Consider the following 20,914-nt stretch of genomic DNA (forward strand, 5'->3'; position numbering starts at 1 on the left):
ACTACTCAAATCCACTTTTTGACCCGGAACCAGGCTAGCATGGCTATGACCATAACAGCCATTAGTCCTAAGGCGAAAGGGTAGCCGTATTTCCAGTGTAACTCAGGCATGAACTCGAAATTCATTCCGTAGATACCCGCAATAAACGTTAAAGGCATGAAAATCACGGAAATGATGGTAAGCACTTTCATGATGTTGTTCAACCGGTTACTGATGGTAGAGTTATACAATTCCATGAGGCCCGTCATCTGATCTCGGTAGATTTCAATGGTTTCATTCACCTGATTAATGTGGTCGTATAAATCGCGGAGGTATAACTCGGTATTGCTGGAAATAAGTGACTTATCCGTTGAAGGGACTTCCCGGGTCAGGGCCAGTACAATTTCCCGCAATGGAGCCACCACTTTCCGCATCACACCTAATTCGCGTTTAACCGTGTACACTTCCTGAATGTGCTTTTGCTGAGCTTTTTGAAAAAGGGCTTCTTCGAGGTTCGCCAGATTCTCTTCTACGCAGTCCAGCACCCGAAAATACTGATCGACTATCACATCGGCCAGGGCATACAGCAGGTAGTCGGGCCCGTTTTGACGGGTTTTCCCAGCTCCGGCTTTGATTCGTTGGCGAATGGTTTCGAAAATATCGCGGGTTCGTTCTTCCTGAAAGGAAATGACCCAATTCGGACCAAGTACGAAGGAAACATGTTCGGGTTCTACTTCACGAGTGACGGGATTGTATTCAATCCATTTCATCACCAGAAATAGGGTATTATCTCCATAAAAGTCGAATTTGGGTTTTGCAGGGTATTCAGAATATCCTCCAACATCAGCGGATGCAGGTCATAAATCCGTCCGACTTGTTCAATGAGATCGGGCTTGTGAATACCATCAATGCTGAGCCAGGTAATAAAATCGGGATTAGGCGAGGGACCGACATCAGCCATGCTTTTAACCGATACGATTTGCTGTTCAGCCTTATTGAATACCGTTCGGATGATTTGGACATGATCGTCCAGGGGAGGACCAATGTATTCGAGTGTACCGGGGGAAGTACCTAAATTTTTACGTTCAAATTTATGTTTGCGAGAGGACATAAGTGCCAATTGAAATGCTCTGGAGCGATAGAAATCGAAAGTCGGTTAACGCTTGAAGACTTAGAAAAACATGTACCATTTTTATAAAGCAGCAGGCGTTTTTGTAAGTAGAAAAACTTTGTTTACTAACGAACGTTAGGGGTTGATTTCATGTTTTATCTGGAAAGGCATAACATTTTTCTAAATCCATCTATGAAAGCATCATTGCTAAGTTTACTACTGGTTATCTCCACAGTGATGATGGGAAGCTGCCAGTCACAATCAAAGGATAAGCCTAAAAATATGGAAGTGAAAACGAAAAACCCTTATTATTCCCGGACGGATACTACGAAACTTCATGTATCGAATGCGGAGTGGAAGAAAGTTCTGGAACCTGAAGTGTATGTAGTGGCTCGTGAGGCTGCCACGGAATGGGCTTTCCGTGGAAAGTACTGGAACTTCACGGGTGTAGGTACTTATTACTGTCGGGCTTGTGGCAACGCTTTATTCAAGTCAGACGCCAAATTTGCCAGTAGCTGTGGCTGGCCCAGTTTCTTTGAAACAATACGACCTCATAGCGTTTTATACAAAGAAGATCATTCGCACGGCATGCACCGCATTGAAGTGTTATGTGGACGTTGCGATGGGCACCTGGGACACTTGTTTGATGATGGTCCGGCTCCCACTCACAAACGTTATTGCATGAACTCGGTAGTGCTTGATTTTGAACCTGACGATGCTTCGCAGCAAGCGGCTAAATAATGGTTGCCAGATTTGGTAAGTTATGAATAACAGAAGGCCTGAAAGTAAATCTTTCAGGCCTTTATGATTTAGTAACGAAGCGGAATTACTTCATGTTGTGATACACGTTCTGAACGTCATCGTCTTCTTCAAGTCGCTCAATGAGTTTTTCAACTTCCAAGGCTTCTTCTTCCGAAAGTTCTTTCGAGTCGTTCGGGATTCTTTCGAATTCTGCTCCCTGAATTTCGTAACCGTTTTCTTCCAGGTATTTCTGTAAGCCGCCGAAAGCAGTGAATTCTCCGTAGATAATAACCTGATCGGTCTCCTGATCAAGGAATAACTCTTCGGCACCAAAATCGATTAACTCTAACTCCAGTTCTTCAATATCCAAACCGGGTTTATTGGCAATTTTAAATACCGATTTACGGTCGAAGATAAAATCAAGCATACCGGAAGTACCCATGCTACCACCCAGCTTGTTGAAATAACTGCGTACGTTTGCCACGGTACGGTTGGTGTTATCAGTGGTGCATTCCACCAGAACTGCCACGCCGTGAGGGCCGTATCCTTCGTATACTACTTCTTTGTAATCTTCCTGATCCTTAGCTGTAGCCCGCTTGATGGCACGATCTACGTTCTCTTTAGGCATGTTCGCCGCTTTCGCATTCTGAATCATCGCCCGCAAACGCGAGTTAGCGGTTGGATCTGAGCCACCACTTTTTACTGCCAGCGTAATATCCTTTCCAATTCGGGTAAAGGTTTTGGCCATTTGGCCCCATCGTTTGAACTTACGGGCTTTTCGAAATTCAAAAGCTCTTCCCATACTAAGTAGTGAATCGTTAGTGATTTTGTCAGATTTGATGAATCCGGGTTTTAGAGGAGTTACCCAAATCTGATTTTCTGCAAAAATACATGATGAGAGCTGACTTATGAAATGGGATTTTTATTCACTGGAATAGTCTTTTCTTTTTCATAACCAGAATCAACATAAATCTGTGTATCATGAATCCGGATAAAGAAAAAGAACAGGATCCTTATCATGTCCCTCAGCATGATCTGGAGTGGCAGGAAGATAATCAGCATAAGCATCATTACGAACACCTGGAAAAACGCGACCCCGAGAAGGGTTACAGCACTGATCCGGGCCAGGGAGATCCGGGTGTAAGTTACCCGTTACGCGACGAAGACACCGACCGCATTACGCAGGACCCGGTAGCCGATGCAGAAAACCTGAAAGAAAGTTACGAAATGGCTCACAACGAGGGAGAATCCCAGGAACAGGAAAAAACGGTTCAGGAGCCAATCGATCAATCCGAAACCGTTCAGTCTGATAAGAGCGAAACTGACGAAGAGACGAAAGGACTGTAAGTCATCAAGAGGGCTGGTAAATTACCAGTCCTTTTTTGTGTTCTAAATAAATAGAGACGCGATTAATCACGTCTGGGAGTCTACGGTTCGTCCGAGACGCTAAGCGTTGGAAACGCGGATTAATAGAGAAAAGTACATTACATTATTGCTACCAGCTTTTTTGCTGGCAGCCCTTTAGTGAAATTGAATACCCGCAGTCGCTCGGTTCTAGCCTAGTGACGCTATAATTTGGTAAGCCTCTGGCCGATGATAACCAGGGTATTTTGTGTAGGAAAGCGTTTGCACCCTGTTGGCTAGAGCCGAGCGACTGCACAAGAAACGAGCCTCGAATGGATCATGAAAAAAGGGGCTGACACCTGTGCCAGCCCCTTCGCTAATATGTTAGAAAATCTCCTGCCGAAAGAATAGATCAACAAAAGTTATTCCCAGTCTAAATCAATGTGACGTTGGTAACCCTCATCATTGCCTTCGTGAAAGGGAAGAAACACCCGCCAACGACCATTGCGGTATCGAGCAGAGATATGTTCCACGTCAACGTCACTGGGAATAATCAAGTCTCCTAGGGTAAAGGGTAAAAAGCTTTCTACCTCTTCATCTTTTTCTATTTTCAAAACAGGATGCAACGTATATAACCAAAGGTGTCCGTCTTCAACGTCAACCTGTAAGTCATCGGGATCAACTCCCGGCATCTTTACGAATACTTCATAACCACTCTCTCCACGGTTAACCCAGACTAATGATTCAGCCCGGCCTCCGTTGAGTGTATTCGCAAAGTCAATATTAGCGAGAATTTCTTTCGGTATTGAGATTTGAGATTTCATGGCTTTAATGAATTTTAGTGGGTAAAGTTAAAATACCCTACCAGAACCCTGGAGAAGCCATAATGACATTGGAATGGGGAATATAATCTACGTATTTTTTGAAAGAATGTAATTATGACAGGCTGAGGTTGAGCTAGATAACAAAAACGTCCGCTTTTTAGGGCGGACGTTCTGTTTTGTAGATTTCAGGAGACTAGTTACCTCGTTGCTGCCGTATGTAAGAATCACGATTTGTGTTCAAAAGCGGAGCATCGTTGTAAAGCGATTTCCAGGAATTATCTTTCAAGGCCCCATTCTTGATGTCCTTAATCATACTTGCCCAGGCAAAGGGATTAAAGAAAGGAATGGTGTTAGCAAAACCTTTATTGGCATTATAACTGGTAATCTGTCGCTGAGATTCCTGGAAAGAAGCACTAGGACCGTCTCCCTGCATTACCGCCATGCGACGAAGGTAATCAGGGTCAGTATTACGAGCTAAGGCTTCACGTTCGCGAGCATCGGGAAGATTCATCGCGAGAAACTCCTTTTTAAACTCTTCATAGTTCCGAAACGGATAAATCTTTACTTCCCGCAGGGTAATAGCATCTTCCCGCAGCACGATTTTGGCTGAGTAAGAAGCTTCATGATAGTTCTTAGGAATGATCAGGTATTGGCGGCGGTAACCGGTATAACTGAAAATGATACTATCACCGGGAAAAACGGGTAAGCTAAAATAACCGTTGTTAGTGGTGGCGGTACTCCCGCCAGACTTAGGAATCCAGATGGTAGCTCCGGGCAAAATTTCGGATTGCTTTCCACCCACAACAACTCCAGAGAACTGAATGGTTTTCACTTGACCCTGAGCAAAGCCTGACTCGTTGGATAAAAACACGAGCAAGAACGCTGAGAGTACTATAAATAATCGGTTAGTCATTCGATATAGGTGATTACCTTTGGCAAACATATCTATAAACAAATGTATTGATTTTCGACGAGTATTCATGGCTGTTATGAGATTTTAGGAAATGAATTCCCATAAAGATCAGGCAATCTACGAAGCTTGCTGTACGAAAGCTGTGCCAGGCCCTAACGCTCTGTTTAAACCAATACAGAGGCATGATGCAAAAAAACGCCCGAAGGATGCATGGCTTCGGGCGTTTTTTGACTTTTTACTAAACCGACTTTAGCCCGTTCTGTAAACAGTCCAACCTCAATGGTCTACTATTCTTTATAGAAGTTGTAAATCAGTGAAACCTGAACCGTTTGGTTGGTAAAGGTAATGCCGGGTTCACTGGTGATGAGGTTATTAAATCCGCGACTATACCGAAGCCCCAGGCTTACTTTGTCAGCAGCATCCATGAAATCGTAGCGTAAACCTGCCGTGAATCCATAATCTGTACGATTGTCAGGACCGCGAGGCGTGCTATTGGGTCCGTTCAGAGCATAGGCGTATTCTGGGCCTGCTTCGATGGTTAATCCTTCCGTGATGATATACCCCAAAACGGCGGCTGCCGAGGCATAATAAAAAGTATTACGCGTGATGGACGTACCTGTCTTAAAAGAACCACCTCGCTGGGTAAGTACTACTTCGGGCTGAATCACGAATTTGTTGAAGCGTTGACGATAGAATCCACCCAGGTGCAAGCCCGAATTAAAACGAGAAACTACGTCACTTTGAGGCGTACGAATGGTATTACCAGAACTCAAACCGGCTTTCAGACCAAAATGGGGTTTTAAATGTAACACCTGAGCTGAGCCATTAGTTGATACTAAGCTAATGAAAATCAGGGACAATAGGAGGGGGAGTTGTCGAAGCATCTGCCGATGGAATTCTAAATTTTAATCACAAAACAAAAGCAAAACGCTCAGATGGTCAAATTCTATATAAGAAAGCTGCTGAACCGTTCGGGTTTTCTGTCCACCATCCCCGCGTTTTGAATTAAAAGGTAGATGCAAATGGGACCTTTTTCGTTGCATGGCCCGATGAAAGAACGAACGCCACCGCTAATTAAAATACCCTACGGTTTTTTATGTAGAGACGCGACTTTATCGCGTCTGGGTACAGGCGGCCTTTGTTACTATCCCAATGATTCACACCTCCCGGCTAGACGCGATGAAGTCGCGTCTCTACTGGAAATGCTTGATTGCTATGCGTTTGGGGATTGGTAATAATCCGCTCTAGTTGGAGTCCTCACCAACCACTAGGCTATGAATGGCTGGTGAATACACCAGCCAGGGCAGAAAAGTTCATTAGAAGCACAAAACTTCAAGTTTACATGTCAGTACGCCTGACGCAAAACCCGTATTGTGTGCTGTTATTCTATTTCCCATTTATAATTGCTTCAATGCTTTCAAGTTGTCCGTCAATGATAACAAATTTGTCTGGGTCGGGATAATTTATACTTCCTATTAAGTCCCGTTTATGTTGTCCTGTTATTTTTCTGTTAGGTAGTATCTTCTTACCGTAATTGTATATTTCTAATAAAACAACTTCGCCTTTTTGACCATTACAAATTGCTATTTCAAAATTGTCAGAAGGAAAGTTTTTTGTTGGGTAAAAATCCTGTCCACCAAAAGAAAGTATTTTGTTGTCACTAATTTGAAACAAGTAATTTACTCCTTCGTCTTCAATTTCTGATAATTCAATATAGTTAGTTCCAATTACTTTTATTGACTTTACCTTGTTTGTCGCAAACACGAAATTAATATTCTTTCGCAATTTCTTCTGTTTTAAGTAAGTCTCTAAAAAAGTCCATACACCAATCAATATGTAAATTAATACTGTCCCAATTAATAAATATAATTCAGTTGTTGTATCAAGTCTGAAGTAAACGAAAGTTCCAACAATAATTGCTAGCAGTGTCCAGCCAACAAGAAATTTAATTTGAAATAACTTTTGTTTGTCAAGTCGTTTTAAGTCTTGTCTTAGAATTTTGATTTCCTTGTCAGATAATGGTCTTTCTGTTTGCACTGTGTCGTCAATTATAATAGAACATAACGTTTTAAAGCTTTATGTTCGTGGCGGCAATAGCGAACATTCAGCCGAGTTTTGTACTAAAGTTAAATAGAATTACCACAGTTTAGCATTTAACGTCAAGCCGCACTATTGCAAATACCCTGTTGGCGGTTCGGCTTTTGTCTGGAATACCATTTTTTAACTTGATTTTTGGATAATGGACCTCCATGTCCTACATAAATATTACTCAAATCCAAGTTTAATAGTTTTTCGATAGATTTATTTACTTCGTCCATATTAGTTGCATAATAGTGATAATTAGGTTTTTCAGACCCAAATTTACCCCCTAAATACCCACCCATTAAAACATCACCAATAATAGCACTTCCATCTTTAAACAATAAACTTATACTTCCGTTTGTATGTCCTGGCGTATGTATTATTTCAGCATCAAGCCCATAATCACGTGGGTCATTGTCAATCAATATTTCGTTATTACAAATCGGAAAGGGTTTGCTGACAAATGGTTTTAAAATTTTTGACATCAATCTTACGTTGATTGTTTTGTCACTCTTGCCTTCCAAACACATATGATTGTCGGCTATGTGGATTGCCGATTTTATGTGAGGATATTTTAGTTTTATTTCGGCTGTACTTCCACAATGGTCTCCATGTCCGTGTATATGAATAATAAGAGAAATATCTGATAATGTTAAATCGAACCTTTTTAGATTTTCATTTATTAAATTTAATTCCCCTTCATTTCCAGTATCAACAAGAATATTTTGGTCGCCTCGCAGGAGGTAAGTGTTTGCTCGTGATAGTTTTATTTGGTCAATATTCATTTTTTTGAAGCTTTTTATTTTGAAGCTGACCGCTAACGAACAGGTATTGCTGCAGGTGGGATATTTTATAACTGTCAGCCCCGTACTGCAGCTTGGCTTTACTTAATGATGAAATTAAGACCTTTTGCTCGGCTTTATTCGTCGAGCCCGAACTACTGTTGATAGTAGCACATAGCTGACGTTTCAATGTCCAGCCCCACTTGCAGAAATACTTTTGTTGTAGGCAGTTATCAGCCTCTGTCATCTAAATAAATTCAAATGAGGTCTTCAATGAATTGAACTTAGTTGTCAAATTATAGCGTGAGCCTACTTGAATTAAGTACGATTTTTTGTTCTTTAAAAACATAATTGCTTTTGTCGGTAATCCCATCTGGTCAAATGTGTACTCTAATGCTGTCACACCTTTATAAATAACATACTTGTATGTCATACCATTAGCCGCCAACTGATTTGCATACTCTTCAAAGTATTTCTTTTCAAAATAGGCGTAGTTGCTCGGAGAAATTTTATTACAGCTCTCCGCTTCGTCATAAATATTTATGTTGTTGATAACTCCATATTCAGGATTATCTTCATTTGCCGCACAAACGTATGCCCCAACAACTGTTTTGCCTTGTGCCTTTACCATTTGAATGAAAGTAGAATTAACTTTTAGAGTACAAGGGCATTTGACCTTAAAGCCAGCCGTTTTAAAAGATTGATAATAGTCTTGCCCAAACGTGACTAACGAAGTTGTCAGAGCGACGAAAAAAGTAACTTTTTCATTTTATTTTTTTAATGCCTTGCAGCCATTGTTGCTATTCGGATTATAATGCCAACAACCAATCCTGCTAAAGCTGCATAACATGCTGTATTGGCTTTTTCTGGACTTTTTCCCTTATGAACAAAATAAAGGATTGCTCCTACAATAGGGAAGCAGAAAGAAACGATAGTAAGCGGGATGCCTAATTCGTCTTTTGGTTTGTTTTCTTCGGGCAAGATTTGATTTTGCTGTTCCATGTATTTCATTTTAAGATTAGATTTCCTATAAATGTTCCGATATTAATGATTAGTGACATTGCCCCAACTCCACCTAAAATACCTGTAGTGAGCCTGATGAAATTTGTGCTTTCACGACGCATATAAGCTTGTGTTAATCCATCTAATAGTGTAGGCATTATTAGCAGAATGCTGAACAAGCTGCTTATATAGTACAAGTCGAAATTGAATACTGGAAAAGATAAATAACCCAAATAAATGCCAGTGCATCTGGCACATACAGGAAACTGTTTACCTCTCCAAAAGAAAGACCTTTCCGCTTTCCTGTGACAGCTAACGAATTGAATATTCATCGGCAGTATTGGTTGTATGCGTTTACAACATTAGTATTACCATTGTCAATTGCTTTCTTCAAATCATCACAACCGTTTTGACCCAAAGCAAATTTTGCAATACCTCTGTTACCTAATGCCATATTTGTAAATTCAGTATTGTAATTATCGTATTTGATTGTTTGAGTGAAATCTGATATGGCTAATTGATATTCTTCAAGCAACAATCTGGCATAACCACGATTATTATAAGCTTTATAATAGTTAGGGCGAAGTTTTATTGCTTCGGTATAATCAGCTATCGCACCTCTAAGATTATTTAAGTATCGCTTATTCAAAGCCCGGTTAAAGTAGGCTTCGGACTTCATGTAGTTATCTTCTTGCGGATAGTTTTCGATTGCCTTAGTGTAAAGCCTTATCGCCTCCTCTCTTTTTCCTAATTCTGATTGTTGTTTTCCCTGATTATAATAACTCACTGCTAAATCATGTTTGTCAAGATAAGTTCGCATTGATGTTTTCATTCCCTTGTCTTTAATGGAATAAATCACATCCAAGAACTCTTTTTGGTCGTACTTGAATTCATCTTTGTATGAATAGCTGCAAACCTGAATACAAGCACTTTTGCCGATACAAAATGCATTAAGACCTACTAAATTTCCTTTGATACTTATTCCCATGTCATACGTGAAAATCAAAATCTTATTCTTTTCATCATAATAGTTTTTACCAATTTTAAGTTCAACGTCGAATTTGCCGTTTGTCATTGTCTGCATCACCTTATCGAACTGGGGCTTATTGGTAAAATAGTCTTTGATTTTTTTTATCTGTTCTTCATCAGTAGTTGTAGCGTAAATATTTTTAAAAAGCATGTATGGATAATCCATATCCGCATTACCAACTTTCTGATAACAAGCATCATATTGAATATCTTTTCTGTATTCTAAAAATTCTTTTACATCTTTTAATTTTTGCTGTAGAACTTCCTTAGGTAACCGTTTCCAAGTTTTGTCAAAAGTGAAAATAAAACCTACAGGGCTTTCATAAATGGTTTGAGCATGTAGATTTGTGGTGCTCCAAAGGATTAGGAGAAGTAAGAAGTATCTCATTTTTCTGTGGTTACAAAGATTGTTTTTATGTATATCCAATTGCTATCAAAAATTCTCCAGTCCCCTCTGTGATTAATGACCAAGTACAGGATAAGATTATCCTGCATGTCGTAAATGTTGAATGTTCTCTTGTCATTTACTTTCAAATAACAGGAATAGTTCCCATGTTCGTCTTCAACATAAGTTCGGTCTTTATAGATAAGTTGCGGTGGAGTTGTCGTCGTTGATGGAGTTGTCTTGGGTGGTGTGTAAGTATAGGTATTGTAATAAAACGTATTGTATTTATTGTCAGGCTCAATCCAGCCTGGTTTCCCTGTATAAGGATTTACATTTCCTATTGTCGAGAAATTATCTCTGTTTGTTGAGTTAGGAGCTGTCCGAAAATATGGTTGAACATAAGTTCCATTGCTACGATAATAGCCACTTACTCTTACATGTCTGGGGTTTGTCTGTGCAAAACTGAAAATGGTCAGTAAAGCAAATAGAAAGACGAAAATGACTTTCAAAAAATGATGTCTTAATCTCACAGTCAGTTAATTTGGTCTAATGCTTGAAGGTAAAGGTTCTTTTCTCTTGCACAATTAGGGTGTGTCCACCAATTGCCTACAACTAACAGGGCTTTATGCAGGTTGGGAATTTGAATTACGTCTGCCCATAACCGCTGTAGATTGAAAATATTTCGTTGTATTTATGTACAAAAGTTGAATGTTATTCGTCTGCCTGAACTGGAGCTGGGATTTGCAATTTGCCGATGTTACAATGCCGTGCCCAACTTGCATGAAACTCCATGTTGTAGGCATGCCCCTCACCAGTCAGTAAGTTTCAATTTCTCTTTACTGTCTTTAATTGTGTCATCAAGGTAATTGTCTATTTGCGATTGCCCTGATTCAATGAGCTGCTTTATCTCCAAACATTTTTTAGCGGCTGTTTGAGCTCAATCTCTGTCGTCTCGGCTAAACTCTTTGTAACAAGCATTAAAATGTTTAACCGCTTTCTTAATTTGCCTTGCATGAAGATATATATGCCCCATGTCAAAATCTTCCCAACCAACCGTTCCTCATGCAACACGGTCGCCAAATTTATTAATACCAAGAAAATTCTTTTCGTAACAAGCTATTATCTCTTTACTGTTTTGAGTCGAGTCGAAAAAGGGAATAGCGAATGCTTTGATTTTGTCAAATAAGCCCACGAAATTTGAATTGCCTTCAATTTCAGTTGTATAGTTCCATCATTTATCACTTTTTGATTTTGTCGCCATTAAACCAAGTCTATTACCTGGCAGCAACGTTAGATACTCGTCATTATGTGAGAATAACGGTCTAATAGCAACGTTAACAGTAAAGTTTTGTCCACCATAAGCTGATTTTTGAAAGTCAAGAAACTGAAATACGTTGCCTGAAGTTAGCCTTGCTACTACTGATGATTTGTATTTCTTAAAACCAAATTCTTTTAAAGGCTCCTCAATGTATTGTCGTCTGGCTTTTGTGAAGTACTTTTTTGCGTCAAAGTCCTGCAATGTGTCACGTGTTTGATATGTCATAATGGGGTTGCCTACAACTCTCAAATAAACGAAAGTTTTATCGTATTTTTGTATTGTTTGGTGTTAAAGCAATATTTTGTTGTCCTATTCTTGTCGTACTTTTTGTATTGTTCAAGTTTGTACACCTAAGGATAAGATTTTTTTAACATTAATCCAACTTATTTTTAGTTCATCAAAAGGCTCTTTATTTTCTCAAGCGTTCTGTTGCTTACGTGGGTATATCGTAGAGTGGTTTTTATGTCGTTATGCCCTAGCAACTCTTGAATAAGTTTAACCTGTTGTGTGGATTAAAAGCTACCGCATGTTTTAAAAGATTTAAAGGCTTATTTTTATTAAAATTGATCCAATTAAGTATAGTAATACCACTAATTTTAGAACAAAGCCCATCGAAGGATTTAGCGTACGAGTGTCTCATGCTCTGGTTGGTGTCCCCACCAACCACTAGGCTACTAATTAATGGCTGGTGAGGACACCAGCCAGGGCGGGAGTAACGAAAACCGCCTGTACCCAGACGCAATGAAGTTGCGTCTCTACTGGCAATGCTTGATTGCTATGCGTTTGGGGAATTGGTAATAATCCGCCCTGGTTGGAGTCCTTACCAACCATTAGGCTATGAATGGCTGGTGTCTTCACCAGCCAGGGCAGAAGACCCGTCCAGTCTGCGGCCATTCTTGTTGAACCCCTCTGGTTTTATATGATCTGCTTCAAAGCTAAAAACCGCTTTCTAACGTTGGCAAAGTAGTTGAGGAAGAACGTAGCCACCGGTTCTAACCCTGCAAGGGTTAGAAAACTCAAAACTCAAAACTCAAAACTCAAAACTCAAAACTCAAAACTCAAAACTCAAAACTCAAAACTCAAAACTCAAAACTCAAAACTCAAAACTCAAAACCGCAGCGGCGGCCGCTCAAAACTGGTACAATTCTTTCGCCCATTTAAGACTTAATCTTCAGCTATGAATATTCTATGGTTTCAACGAGATCTTCGACTAGCAGATCATGCCCCATTGCAGGCTGCCATTGAAGCGGGGCAACCATTGTTGCTGTTGTACTGCTACGAGCCCACTTTGTTGGATGAAGGTCACTTTAACCCCCGGCATGGACGATTCATTATGGAATCGTTACAAAACCTGAACAGCATACTGAAAAACTCGGGTATTGTGCTGCACGTCTTCCGAAACGATTTTCTGGCCGTTCTAAAGAAGATTCATCGTCGCTACGGCGTAGGTTGTGTGTTTTCTTATCGGGAAAGGGGGCTTAACGTTCTTGAGCATCGAAATGCAGCAATTGAGGCTTTTTGTGATGAAAACGAAATTCAGTGGCACGCTTCTGAACCTTTAGAGGAGTTGCCACCAGCGGCTGACTGGAAAAAATTCTGGCAGAAAGAAATGAAAAAGCCAGTGATTACCCCTGATCTATCCAAACTAAAGCCTGCTTCGGTTAGTATTGGGTTTATTGAGGAACTAGCCGTTATTGATACACCCGACCATTATCACATTCCAGATTTTCATTTTCAGCGAGGAGGGCCAGAACAGGCAGAAGACTGGTTGAACAGCTTTCTGAAAATCAGGGCTGTGCAGTACCTTGAAGCCGATAACAACCCTTATTTAAGTCGCTATAATGCGAGCCGTTTGTCTCCGTACATTTCCTGGGGAAATATTTCGGTTCGGCAAGTGTTTCAGGCGAGCCAACAGGCCATGAAGGAAGGGTTTTACCCCAAGGCTTTAAAAGAATTCCTTACGCACTTATACAAGCGAGATCACATCCTGTTCACTACTCATCAAGGGTATGCCTGCGATAGTGAAGATTTGGGGACTGCTGCCGATGAAAATCAGCAAAGGTTATTCGATCGCTGGAAAACGGGGACGTTGGGTTTCCCGCTGGTAGATGCCGCCATGCGATGTCTGCTGGAAACGGGTTACCTCATCCCTCGTTTACGATCCTTATTACTCTCGGTTTTAAAACAAAGGTTACCTGCGTTTGAAGCCAAGGGTTTATGCTGGCTGGCTCAGCATTCACTCGACTTTGAACCTCGACTCTTTTATTATTACGCTTCGCAGCCGCTCGGTTCCAGAACGTTTTTGAACCCCGTTAAAGAATCACATACCATCCTTCCAGCATTCACTTTATGCGAATTTGGTTACCTGAGCTGGTGGCATTACCTCCCCGATTTTTACATGAACCCTGGTTACTCAAACGAGCCGATCAAAACAGATACTCGGTTTGGTTGGGAAGTTCCTACCCAGTGCCGCCTAAAGAATGGATTCCTCGAAGAATGCGTAAGAAAAAGTTACAAAGCAGATTGTTAAGCAGTTAATAACGTTTCTTGGTAATGAATTGGAAAACAGATTCTTATCATTAGTTTATAAAAGAGACTTTATCTAATCAGTTAATTAGAGCGTACAGAAAGGAATAGTTGGAACGGCTTTTTCTTTCAATTGAAAAAAACAACTATTACAATGGGAGAGGGAACAGCAGTTTTTCTAGAACAGGCCGCTCAACGTTTTGATTTCAGTGCTAGTGCCGTAGATCAAATCTGGCACGGTTTGTTACGTTCAAAAGGTCGGCAAGTACAATTCAATTCGCCCGAGCTGGGTGGTCAGGGACAATGGCAAAATGGAATGCTCATGATCACTGACTGGAATAATCATAGTCTTAAAACCCGTTTGCTGGGATTGATTAACGAGCTCGCTCCGAGAGCCGTTTCACAGGAGATGGCTTATGAGACATTACACGCAGGTGAGACGATTTCCCGACAGGAGCAGTCTTCTACTGGGCTAGGTACTCAGGAGGCAACCACCGCCGAGCCTGAAAAGACACCAATGGGGGGCTGGCAGGGCACGCAAAATGGCGTTTCCTATGTGTTTTATCCCGAGCAATCTTTGTTGGTTCTTAACTCCGGCAAACGTTACAGTACGGCCCCTTACTTTGTACTGGGACTGGGTCAGAACCTGCAACAAGGAAAGAACACCTTGGTATTATTAACGGATCAGGGGGAGATACCCGTTGACGAGTTAACACAGATCGATTAATCACTAAACTTTATAAATGATATGTACCAGGCTAATGAATTAACACAAGAAGACGAATTAGTAAGAGCCTCCTTATCTCCAGAAGAAGATGAAGTAGACGAGGAGTTAGATGAAGATCTGGATGATGAAGAATACGAGGAAGAAGATCTAACCGTTTATGACGACGAAGAAGACCCAGAGCTAACAGACGATGAAGCCGTTATTGAGGAAGACTTCCCCGATGATTCCAACATTGTGATTGGCGATGATGAAATCGACGAAATTGAGCAGATGGATACCCGCGATCAGGGTGTCTCAAAGCCTCATCCCTCGCAGGAATATTACGGAGACAACACGCTGACCAATACCAATTAGAAACTACGTTTGCAGACAAACGTCAGGTAGCCTCATCAATGTAGTTGATGAGGCTTTCTTTTACCCATCAAAAAAGTAGAAATAAAATCTATTTTAAACATTTATTCACACCTTTAGGTTAGTTAGGCACTTATTTTAGCTCAGGTGTTTGCTCTATTCTAGAAACTTATCAGATGAAAAAGGTGCTGGATTTCGTCCTGTTGATGGCAGAAGACGATTCCGATGATCGGGATTTATTCCGGGAGGCTCTCGAACAGTATTATCAGGTCAACGATATTCGTTTTGTGTCAGACGGACAGGAGTGTTGCGATTACCTGAAACGAAAGGGTCGTTACGAAAATCCTGAAGACAGTCCTCGCCCGGGCTTCATTCTACTAGACTTGAATATGCCCCGCAAAAATGGCAAAGAGGTATTGAAAGAGCTGAAGAATGATCCTGATTTAAAGAAAATTCCGGTGGTGGTATTAACCACATCGCATGCTCCCAAAGACATTCAGGACACGTACGACATGGGCACTAATTCTTATCTGGTTAAGCCGAGCTCATACACTGAGACACTGAGTATGGTTGAACATTTGGGGAAATTCTGGTTTAATACCGTTAAACTTCCTCCCTGCGGATAAAGCAAAAGGACGATGCCTAGAAGTGAAGAGAGGCATCGTCCTTTTTTTATTAGGCATTTACCACATCACCCCCGTTTGGATGTAGCGTTTGCCCCGTCATATAACTGGCATCTTCGGAAGCCAGAAAAACGTAACACGGACCCACTTCACAGGGTTGCCCGGCTCGGCCCAGAGCGGTATCTTTTCCAAATTTTTCAACTTTATCAGCCGTAAACGTGGCCGGAATCAAAGGCGTCCAGATCGGACCGGGAGCAACGGCATTAACTCGAATGCTCTTCTCTGCCAGTTGCTGCGAGAGCGAACGAGTAAAGGAAGTAATGGCTCCTTTGGTAGAAGAGTAATCCACTAAGCCTCCGCTGCCCCGAAAAGCCGTTACCGAAGTGGTATTAATAATGCTGCTACCGGTCTTCAAGTAGGGCAAAGCGGCCCAGCTAAAGTGGAAGAAAGAGAAAATGTTCGTCCGAAAAGTACTTTCCATTTCTTCGGGGCTCAACTCCTGGAAAGATGTATGAGGGTGTTGTTCGGCGGCGTTATTGATCAGAATATCCAGTTGCCCTAACGTCTGAACGGTCGTCTGGACGGCTGCTTTGCAAAACTCCGGTTGCTGGACATTCCCCTGAATCAATAAACAACGGCCACCTTCCGCTTCCACGAGTTCGCGAGTATCGTAAGCGTCTTCGTTCTCTTCCAGGTAAACAATAGCTACGTCAGCTCCCTCGCGGGCATAATGAACCGCCACGGAGCGACCAATGCCACTATCACCACCCGTAATCAGGGCTACTTTTCCTTTTAATTTTTCTGACCCTCGATAGGAAGCCCGGATGAAAATCGGCTTAGGGTTCATTTCCGTTTCCAGACCCGGTTGATGACTTTGCGTTTGAGCGGGTGTTTGCGTTTCCATATGCGTTTTATTTTTGGTTGGAACCGCCAAGAGCTAAAAAACAGTACCCAATCGCTCTATGAAAATCTGGAATTGTACCCTAATCATACGGGGAAATGTTACCACAATTTGAAAAAAACGCTGAATAGTGGCCTTATTAATGAATTGGTATCGATTTTTTAGTTCATCAAGCAACCTGTCTGCCTAAGAAAATATTGTCTTTTATTAAGATAAAAGCCTATACGTGCTAGCAACCCAACATGAGTCATAAATCGTCTTTACTATGAATAGTAACAAGCTCTTTTCTGATTTGATTGATACTCTACCTGTTCGTCGAATTGCTTTTCTGGGAGATTACTTCCCTCGTCAGTGTGGAATCGCCACCTTTACGCATGATCTGAGAACGTATTTTCAAAAACGTTACGAAGATCTGGACACGTTTGTAGTGGCCGTTGAGGATCATCCCGGAACCTATGATTATCCCGCTGAAGTAAAGTATACCTTCGACCAGAACAGTAGGTCAGCTTATTTGGAAACAGCTAAATATTTAAATGAGTCGGGTGTAGAAGCCCTTTGCTTACAGCATGAGTACGGTATTTACGGTGGGGAATCGGGTGAGTACATCATTGATTTGCTCAATCGGGTAAAAATGCCCGTCATTACCACCTTGCATACCGTTCTTCAGGACCCTTCGCCCTCACAGGACCGCGTGTTGCGTCAAATTGCCGAACGCTCTTCGTTTCTGGTGGTAATGTCCGAAAAAGGACGTCAGTTTCTGGAAACGATTTATGAAATCAGCCCTGAAAAAATTGCGGTTATACCTCATGGCATCCCCGACGTTCCCTTCTCTAATCCCGATGATTTTAAAAACAAATTCGGGCTGGAAAATAAAAAGGTAGTATTAACCTTCGGGTTAATCTCTCCTAATAAAGGTATCGAAACGGCTATTGCCGCTTTACCTGCCGTAGTAGCTAAACACCCGGAGTTAACGTACGTAGTGCTGGGAGCTACGCACCCCAACTTGATTCGGGAGCGTGGTGAAGAATATAGAAACAGCCTTATTAAACTGGCTGAAAATTTAGGAGTAGCCGAACACGTTCAGTTTCATAACCGCTTCGCCGAGCTTGAAGATTTACTTCAGTATCTGGAAATGGCGGATGTATACTTAACCCCTTACCTGAATGCTGCCCAGATTACCTCGGGAACGTTGGCATATTCGGTAGGCTGTGGTAAAGCCGTGGTGTCCACGCCTTACTGGCATGCCGAAGAATTATTGGCTAATAACCGCGGCATACTGGTACCCTTTGGTTCGTCTGAAGCCATCGCTGAAGCTCTGATTCATATGTTTGATGATCCACAATATCGTCAGGAAATGCGGGAGCGGGCTTATGAATTCAGCCGTCCGATGGTATGGCGGGAAGTGGTAGGCAATTACCGACAATTATTTGGATACAGTGTTTCGTCTCGGATCAACCTGAATTATACGGTAATGCCGAGTCTTAAACTGGATCATTTATACCGATTAACCGATTCTACCGGAATCATTCAGCACGCCCGTTATACCTTGCCTCACCGCGAAGAAGGGTATTGTACGGACGACAACGCCCGGGCCTTATTGCTGGCTTCGTATCTGGATGCCGACGGAGAAATCGTTGATGCCCGTATTCCCTGGATGATCGATGTATTTTCATCGTTTTTAAATCATGCTTTTGATCCCGAAAAGGGACGTTTCCGTAACTTTATGTCTTACGGAAGGGAGTGGCTGGAAAGCTACGGTTCGGATGACAGTCATGGCCGGGCTATCTGGGCTTTAGGTGGGATGATTGCCCGAATTCGACGTCCTGATCTTCGGAACTGGGCTCGTGATTTGTTCGACCGTTCTATCGATAAAGTTCTGGAAATGACCTCACCCCGAAGCTGGGCTTTCACCATGCTGGGTCTGAGCGAATACCTGCATCGTTATCCCGGTGAACGTCATAAACGAGAATTAAGAAAACAGTTAGGCGATCGTTTATGTGGTCTTCTGCGTCAGGCCGCTCGTCCACACTGGTATTGGTTCGAACCTATCCTGAGTTACGATAACGCTCGTTTATCACAGGCTCTGTTATGTTCGGATGTTCCTGAACATCAGTTGGTTGGTCTGCATACGCTGGAATGGTTACGCGATGTGCAAACTGCTCCGGCAGGCCACTTCAGACCCATTGGCTCCGAAGGTTTCTATCCTATGGGTAGTGAACCTGCTCTGTTTGATCAGCAGCCTCTGGAGGCAGCAGCGTCCATCGGAGCGTACTTGGCAGCTCACGCTTATACGGGACTGGATGTTTGGCACGATGCGGCTAATACTGCTTTTGAATGGTATTTAGGCAAGAATGATACCGGTTTACCGTTATATGACGAGACGTCTGGTGGTTGCTATGATGGATTACAGCCGCATTCGGTGAACTGTAATCAGGGAGCTGAGTCATGCCTGGCCTTTTTAATGGCCAGAGCTGAAATCCGGGCTGCCCAGTCGCAGCAACAATCTGCTATTATGCAGAAAAAGGCCCGGAAGCAGGCTGAATCCAAGTCTCTGAATAACTAAAGTAAACGTAGGTTTAGTATACTATTTATTGTTGTTCTCAATTTTGATTATCATTATCTAATGGTAATTAGGGTTGAGAACAATTCACTTCTATCGCACTGAAAGATGACCAAATCTCTGTTGAATGTAGAACGTTACCCACTAATTATTAACCCAGACCCCCGCCGGGTTTTGTTTCGGCCTTTTCATTTGGGCAACGAGCGAATGGTGTTAATTGTGAACCGTTTGCTAGCTCTGACAGCAGAGGAAGTCGAAGCAGAGCTCTCTCAGGTATTTCAGGAGTTTCGCCACCGCCACCAGGCCGTTGAAACGTATCTGGACCGTCGGGCCAAAGAAATTCTTTCCTATTTTGATCTGGAGGAAGAATTGAGCCCCTTACACCAGTTATTGATTGGGGCTTACTTTACTAACGAGTACGCCCTGGAAGCTGCGGCTCTCTTTAATCCTTCCATCGTCTGGCATCCCGACCAATCCAATCTACCCGAAGGTTGCCGTCGATTCATTATTAGTCTGCGGGCTACGGGTGAGGGGCACATTTCGTCCATCGTTTTCCGCTCCGGATTTGTCGATCAGAATGCGGGCATTTGGCTTGATGGGTATTCCCGGTATGTAACGCCGCCTGACTCTTACGAAGAAGCGTATCTTTCAAGAGACGTTTTTCAGCGAAAACTCCATGAGTTGGGCCTGGATGATGGATTTGCGAATAGCATTGTCAGTAAGTTGCCCGAAGAAGTTTGTTACTCAGACGTTTATCCGGTCGTGAAGGAAGCCCCGGCCTACCAGACGCATCGGGTGGCAGGCGATGGAATTCTGGCTTTAATGAAGGCGAATTACATCATTAACTACAGCGATGATCGGGCGTTGAGCGAACGCATCCTGTTCCCTTATTCTCCCAATGAAATGAATGGCATGGAAGATGCCCGTTTCGTAGAATTCACGGAGGAAGATGGAAAAACCACCTATTACGCCACTTACACGGCTTATAACGGACGTGTTATTTTTCCGCAGTTACTCGAAACCAGGGATTTCATTGATTTCCGGGTAAAAACCATGGCTGGGGATGTCGTCAAGAACAAGGGCATGGCTTTGTTTCCACGAAAAGTAAATGGGAAATACGTCATGCTGGGTCGGCAGGATGGTGAGAACATCTTCCTGATGGAATCGGATAACCTGTTTTTCTGGGAAACCAGCAAGCTGTTATTAGCTCCCAAGTATCCCTGGGAGTTTGTGCAGTTAGGAAACTGTGGTTCTCCCATCGAAACGCCGGAGGGCTGGCTGGTATTAAGCCACGGGGTGGGAGCAATGCGGAAGTATTGCATTGGTGTGTTCCTGCTGGACCTTAATAATCCAGAGGTAGTATTAGCCCGCTTGCCTTACCCCATTCTAACCCCGCAGGGGGAAGAGCGGGAGGGGTATGTACCTAACGTGGTTTATACCTGTGGAGCAGTTATTCACGCTGATAAGCTGTTAATTCCCTATGCCATGTCTGATTATTCGACGGGCTTTGCAACAGTTCCCATGGATGAGCTGATGCAGGCCTTATTACAGGAGCGAGACAATGCGGTGGGGAAAAATGCGGAAACGGTTGAGACTGAATCCAGATAATGGGGATTTTATTGCCTTAATTCATTGATTGATAGTAATTTAATCGTACGGCATGGTTTTGATACTAAATAGGTAATCCGTAATCCGTCAGACTAACATACTATATAT

23 protein-coding genes and 1 pseudogene are annotated in these 20,914 nt (G+C 42.3%); 9 read left to right on the plus strand and 15 right to left on the minus strand.

The window, feature by feature from the left end:
• Positions 1 to 5 precede the first annotated feature (5 nt).
• Both corA and BWI96_RS06770 read right to left on the minus strand, forming a co-directional pair.
• Positions 6 to 749, minus strand: a complete 744-nt coding sequence (gene corA, locus BWI96_RS06765) for a magnesium/cobalt transporter CorA (RefSeq protein ID WP_232793610.1) — start codon at positions 747 to 749, stop codon at positions 6 to 8.
• Positions 749 to 1,090 (minus strand): hypothetical protein, encoded by a 342-nt coding sequence (locus tag BWI96_RS06770; protein WP_106635913.1) that lies wholly within the window; start codon positions 1,088 to 1,090, stop codon positions 749 to 751. Before BWI96_RS06770 ends, corA begins: the two co-directional genes overlap by 1 nt.
• 192 nt (positions 1,091 to 1,282) lie before the next feature.
• Here BWI96_RS06770 and msrB point away from each other — a divergent pair, with 192 nt between their 5' ends.
• Entirely contained in the window at positions 1,283 to 1,831 is a 549-nt protein-coding gene (msrB, locus tag BWI96_RS06775; protein ID WP_106635914.1) for a peptide-methionine (R)-S-oxide reductase MsrB, read from the plus strand.
• 85 nt (positions 1,832 to 1,916) lie between these two features.
• Here the strand turns inward: msrB and BWI96_RS06780 are convergent, their stop codons facing one another.
• Entirely contained in the window at positions 1,917 to 2,633 is a 717-nt protein-coding gene (locus BWI96_RS06780; RefSeq protein WP_106635915.1) for a YebC/PmpR family DNA-binding transcriptional regulator, read from the minus strand.
• Between the two features lie 179 nt (positions 2,634 to 2,812).
• Between BWI96_RS06780 and BWI96_RS06785 the strand changes: the two genes are divergently transcribed.
• On the plus strand, positions 2,813 to 3,178 hold the full coding sequence (locus tag BWI96_RS06785; RefSeq protein ID WP_106635916.1) for a hypothetical protein: 366 nt from the start codon (positions 2,813 to 2,815) through the stop codon (positions 3,176 to 3,178).
• A 419-nt stretch (positions 3,179 to 3,597) separates the two neighbouring features.
• Here BWI96_RS06785 and BWI96_RS06790 read toward each other — a convergent pair whose 3' ends face one another.
• From BWI96_RS06790 to BWI96_RS06860, 11 genes are all read right to left on the minus strand, one after another.
• Positions 3,598 to 3,999, minus strand: coding sequence for an Hsp20/alpha crystallin family protein (locus tag BWI96_RS06790; protein WP_106635917.1), 402 nt, complete (start codon positions 3,997 to 3,999; stop codon positions 3,598 to 3,600).
• 193 nt (positions 4,000 to 4,192) lie between these two features.
• Positions 4,193 to 4,912 (minus strand): carboxypeptidase-like regulatory domain-containing protein, encoded by a 720-nt coding sequence (locus BWI96_RS06795; RefSeq protein ID WP_198555164.1) that lies wholly within the window; start codon positions 4,910 to 4,912, stop codon positions 4,193 to 4,195.
• A 287-nt stretch (positions 4,913 to 5,199) separates the two neighbouring features.
• Complete coding sequence (locus tag BWI96_RS06800; RefSeq protein WP_106635919.1) at positions 5,200 to 5,796, minus strand: outer membrane protein; 597 nt, start codon at positions 5,794 to 5,796, stop codon at positions 5,200 to 5,202.
• Positions 5,797 to 6,298: 502 nt separating this feature from the next.
• Positions 6,299 to 6,949 carry a hypothetical protein gene (locus BWI96_RS06805; protein WP_106635920.1) on the minus strand — a complete coding sequence of 217 codons (651 nt, stop codon included), beginning with the start codon at positions 6,947 to 6,949 and terminating at the stop codon, positions 6,299 to 6,301.
• 122 nt (positions 6,950 to 7,071) lie between these two features.
• A complete protein-coding gene (locus BWI96_RS06810) occupies positions 7,072 to 7,779 on the minus strand; it encodes an MBL fold metallo-hydrolase (RefSeq protein WP_106635921.1) in 708 nt (235 codons plus the stop codon).
• Positions 7,780 to 8,023: 244 nt separating this feature from the next.
• The gene (locus BWI96_RS06820; RefSeq protein WP_106635923.1) at positions 8,024 to 8,407 is read right to left on the minus strand and encodes a hypothetical protein; all 384 of its coding nucleotides are present in this window, start codon (positions 8,405 to 8,407) and stop codon (positions 8,024 to 8,026) included.
• A 146-nt stretch (positions 8,408 to 8,553) separates the two neighbouring features.
• The gene (locus tag BWI96_RS06825; protein ID WP_198555165.1) at positions 8,554 to 8,787 is read right to left on the minus strand and encodes a hypothetical protein; all 234 of its coding nucleotides are present in this window, start codon (positions 8,785 to 8,787) and stop codon (positions 8,554 to 8,556) included.
• Positions 8,784 to 9,110 (minus strand): DUF2085 domain-containing protein, encoded by a 327-nt coding sequence (locus tag BWI96_RS23195; protein ID WP_198555166.1) that lies wholly within the window; start codon positions 9,108 to 9,110, stop codon positions 8,784 to 8,786. Before BWI96_RS23195 ends, BWI96_RS06825 begins: the two co-directional genes overlap by 4 nt.
• Complete coding sequence (locus BWI96_RS06835) at positions 9,107 to 10,195, minus strand: tetratricopeptide repeat protein (RefSeq protein ID WP_106635925.1); 1,089 nt, start codon at positions 10,193 to 10,195, stop codon at positions 9,107 to 9,109. Before BWI96_RS06835 ends, BWI96_RS23195 begins: the two co-directional genes overlap by 4 nt.
• A 1,228-nt stretch (positions 10,196 to 11,423) precedes the next feature.
• Positions 11,424 to 11,735, minus strand: a complete 312-nt coding sequence (locus BWI96_RS06850; protein WP_106635927.1) for a DUF4304 domain-containing protein — start codon at positions 11,733 to 11,735, stop codon at positions 11,424 to 11,426.
• Between the two features lie 453 nt (positions 11,736 to 12,188).
• Positions 12,189 to 12,404 carry a hypothetical protein gene (locus BWI96_RS06860; RefSeq protein ID WP_106635928.1) on the minus strand — a complete coding sequence of 72 codons (216 nt, stop codon included), beginning with the start codon at positions 12,402 to 12,404 and terminating at the stop codon, positions 12,189 to 12,191.
• A 283-nt stretch (positions 12,405 to 12,687) separates the two neighbouring features.
• Here BWI96_RS06860 and BWI96_RS06865 point away from each other — a divergent pair.
• From BWI96_RS06865 to BWI96_RS06875, 5 genes and pseudogenes are all read left to right on the plus strand, one after another.
• Positions 12,688 to 13,758, plus strand: a pseudogene (locus BWI96_RS06865) (deoxyribodipyrimidine photo-lyase); the annotation flags it as partial.
• 101 nt (positions 13,759 to 13,859) lie between these two features.
• Positions 13,860 to 14,048: a hypothetical protein gene (locus BWI96_RS23200; protein WP_369804096.1), complete on the plus strand. Its 189-nt coding sequence runs from the start codon at positions 13,860 to 13,862 to the stop codon at positions 14,046 to 14,048.
• Positions 14,049 to 14,190: 142 nt separating this feature from the next.
• Entirely contained in the window at positions 14,191 to 14,763 is a 573-nt protein-coding gene (locus tag BWI96_RS06870; RefSeq protein WP_106635930.1) for a hypothetical protein, read from the plus strand.
• Between the two features lie 21 nt (positions 14,764 to 14,784).
• The gene (locus tag BWI96_RS21490) at positions 14,785 to 15,117 is read left to right on the plus strand and encodes a hypothetical protein (RefSeq protein ID WP_157830247.1); all 333 of its coding nucleotides are present in this window, start codon (positions 14,785 to 14,787) and stop codon (positions 15,115 to 15,117) included.
• 173 nt (positions 15,118 to 15,290) lie between these two features.
• Entirely contained in the window at positions 15,291 to 15,740 is a 450-nt protein-coding gene (locus BWI96_RS06875; protein WP_198555167.1) for a response regulator, read from the plus strand.
• A 49-nt stretch (positions 15,741 to 15,789) separates the two neighbouring features.
• On the opposite strand, the gene BWI96_RS06880 is transcribed toward BWI96_RS06875, so the two are convergent.
• Positions 15,790 to 16,671 carry an SDR family oxidoreductase gene (locus BWI96_RS06880; protein WP_255400637.1) on the minus strand — a complete coding sequence of 294 codons (882 nt, stop codon included), beginning with the start codon at positions 16,669 to 16,671 and terminating at the stop codon, positions 15,790 to 15,792.
• Positions 16,672 to 16,903: 232 nt separating this feature from the next.
• Here BWI96_RS06880 and BWI96_RS06885 point away from each other — a divergent pair, with 232 nt between their 5' ends.
• Positions 16,904 to 19,201, plus strand: a complete 2,298-nt coding sequence (locus BWI96_RS06885; protein WP_106635932.1) for a glycosyltransferase family 4 protein — start codon at positions 16,904 to 16,906, stop codon at positions 19,199 to 19,201.
• Positions 19,202 to 19,306: 105 nt separating this feature from the next.
• Positions 19,307 to 20,806, plus strand: coding sequence for a glycoside hydrolase family 130 protein (locus tag BWI96_RS06890; protein WP_198555168.1), 1,500 nt, complete (start codon positions 19,307 to 19,309; stop codon positions 20,804 to 20,806).
• The last annotated feature ends 108 nt before the right edge of the window (positions 20,807 to 20,914 follow it).

The organism is Siphonobacter sp. SORGH_AS_0500 (assembly GCF_002838835.1).
Lineage (GTDB): Bacteria > Bacteroidota > Bacteroidia > Cytophagales > Spirosomataceae > Siphonobacter.

Excerpts from the sequence above, each read along its gene's own strand:
- BWI96_RS06790 (WP_106635917.1), bottom strand. The coding sequence starts at position 3,999 with ATGAAATCTCAAATCTCAATACCGAAAGAAATTCTCGCTAATATTGAC.
- BWI96_RS06785 (WP_106635916.1), top strand. The coding sequence starts at position 2,813 with ATGAATCCGGATAAAGAAAAAGAACAGGATCCTTATCATGTCCCTCAG.
- BWI96_RS06890 (WP_198555168.1), top strand. The coding sequence starts at position 19,307 with ATGACCAAATCTCTGTTGAATGTAGAACGTTACCCACTAATTATTAAC.
- BWI96_RS06770 (WP_106635913.1), bottom strand. The coding sequence starts at position 1,090 with ATGTCCTCTCGCAAACATAAATTTGAACGTAAAAATTTAGGTACTTCC.
- BWI96_RS06810 (WP_106635921.1), bottom strand. The coding sequence starts at position 7,779 with ATGAATATTGACCAAATAAAACTATCACGAGCAAACACTTACCTCCTG.
- BWI96_RS06800 (WP_106635919.1), bottom strand. The coding sequence starts at position 5,796 with ATGCTTCGACAACTCCCCCTCCTATTGTCCCTGATTTTCATTAGCTTA.
- BWI96_RS21490 (WP_157830247.1), top strand. The coding sequence starts at position 14,785 with ATGTACCAGGCTAATGAATTAACACAAGAAGACGAATTAGTAAGAGCC.
- BWI96_RS23200 (WP_369804096.1), top strand. The coding sequence starts at position 13,860 with ATGCGAATTTGGTTACCTGAGCTGGTGGCATTACCTCCCCGATTTTTA.
- BWI96_RS06820 (WP_106635923.1), bottom strand. The coding sequence starts at position 8,407 with ATGGTAAAGGCACAAGGCAAAACAGTTGTTGGGGCATACGTTTGTGCG.
- BWI96_RS23195 (WP_198555166.1), bottom strand. The coding sequence starts at position 9,110 with ATGAATATTCAATTCGTTAGCTGTCACAGGAAAGCGGAAAGGTCTTTC.
- BWI96_RS06780 (WP_106635915.1), bottom strand. The coding sequence starts at position 2,633 with ATGGGAAGAGCTTTTGAATTTCGAAAAGCCCGTAAGTTCAAACGATGG.
- BWI96_RS06885 (WP_106635932.1), top strand. The coding sequence starts at position 16,904 with ATGAATAGTAACAAGCTCTTTTCTGATTTGATTGATACTCTACCTGTT.
- BWI96_RS06850 (WP_106635927.1), bottom strand. The coding sequence starts at position 11,735 with ATGACATATCAAACACGTGACACATTGCAGGACTTTGACGCAAAAAAG.
- msrB (WP_106635914.1), top strand. The coding sequence starts at position 1,283 with ATGAAAGCATCATTGCTAAGTTTACTACTGGTTATCTCCACAGTGATG.
- BWI96_RS06875 (WP_198555167.1), top strand. The coding sequence starts at position 15,291 with ATGAAAAAGGTGCTGGATTTCGTCCTGTTGATGGCAGAAGACGATTCC.
- BWI96_RS06795 (WP_198555164.1), bottom strand. The coding sequence starts at position 4,912 with ATGACTAACCGATTATTTATAGTACTCTCAGCGTTCTTGCTCGTGTTT.
- BWI96_RS06870 (WP_106635930.1), top strand. The coding sequence starts at position 14,191 with ATGGGAGAGGGAACAGCAGTTTTTCTAGAACAGGCCGCTCAACGTTTT.
- corA (WP_232793610.1), bottom strand. The coding sequence starts at position 749 with ATGAAATGGATTGAATACAATCCCGTCACTCGTGAAGTAGAACCCGAA.
- BWI96_RS06835 (WP_106635925.1), bottom strand. The coding sequence starts at position 10,195 with ATGAGATACTTCTTACTTCTCCTAATCCTTTGGAGCACCACAAATCTA.
- BWI96_RS06860 (WP_106635928.1), bottom strand. The coding sequence starts at position 12,404 with ATGGCCGCAGACTGGACGGGTCTTCTGCCCTGGCTGGTGAAGACACCA.
- BWI96_RS06825 (WP_198555165.1), bottom strand. The coding sequence starts at position 8,787 with ATGAAATACATGGAACAGCAAAATCAAATCTTGCCCGAAGAAAACAAA.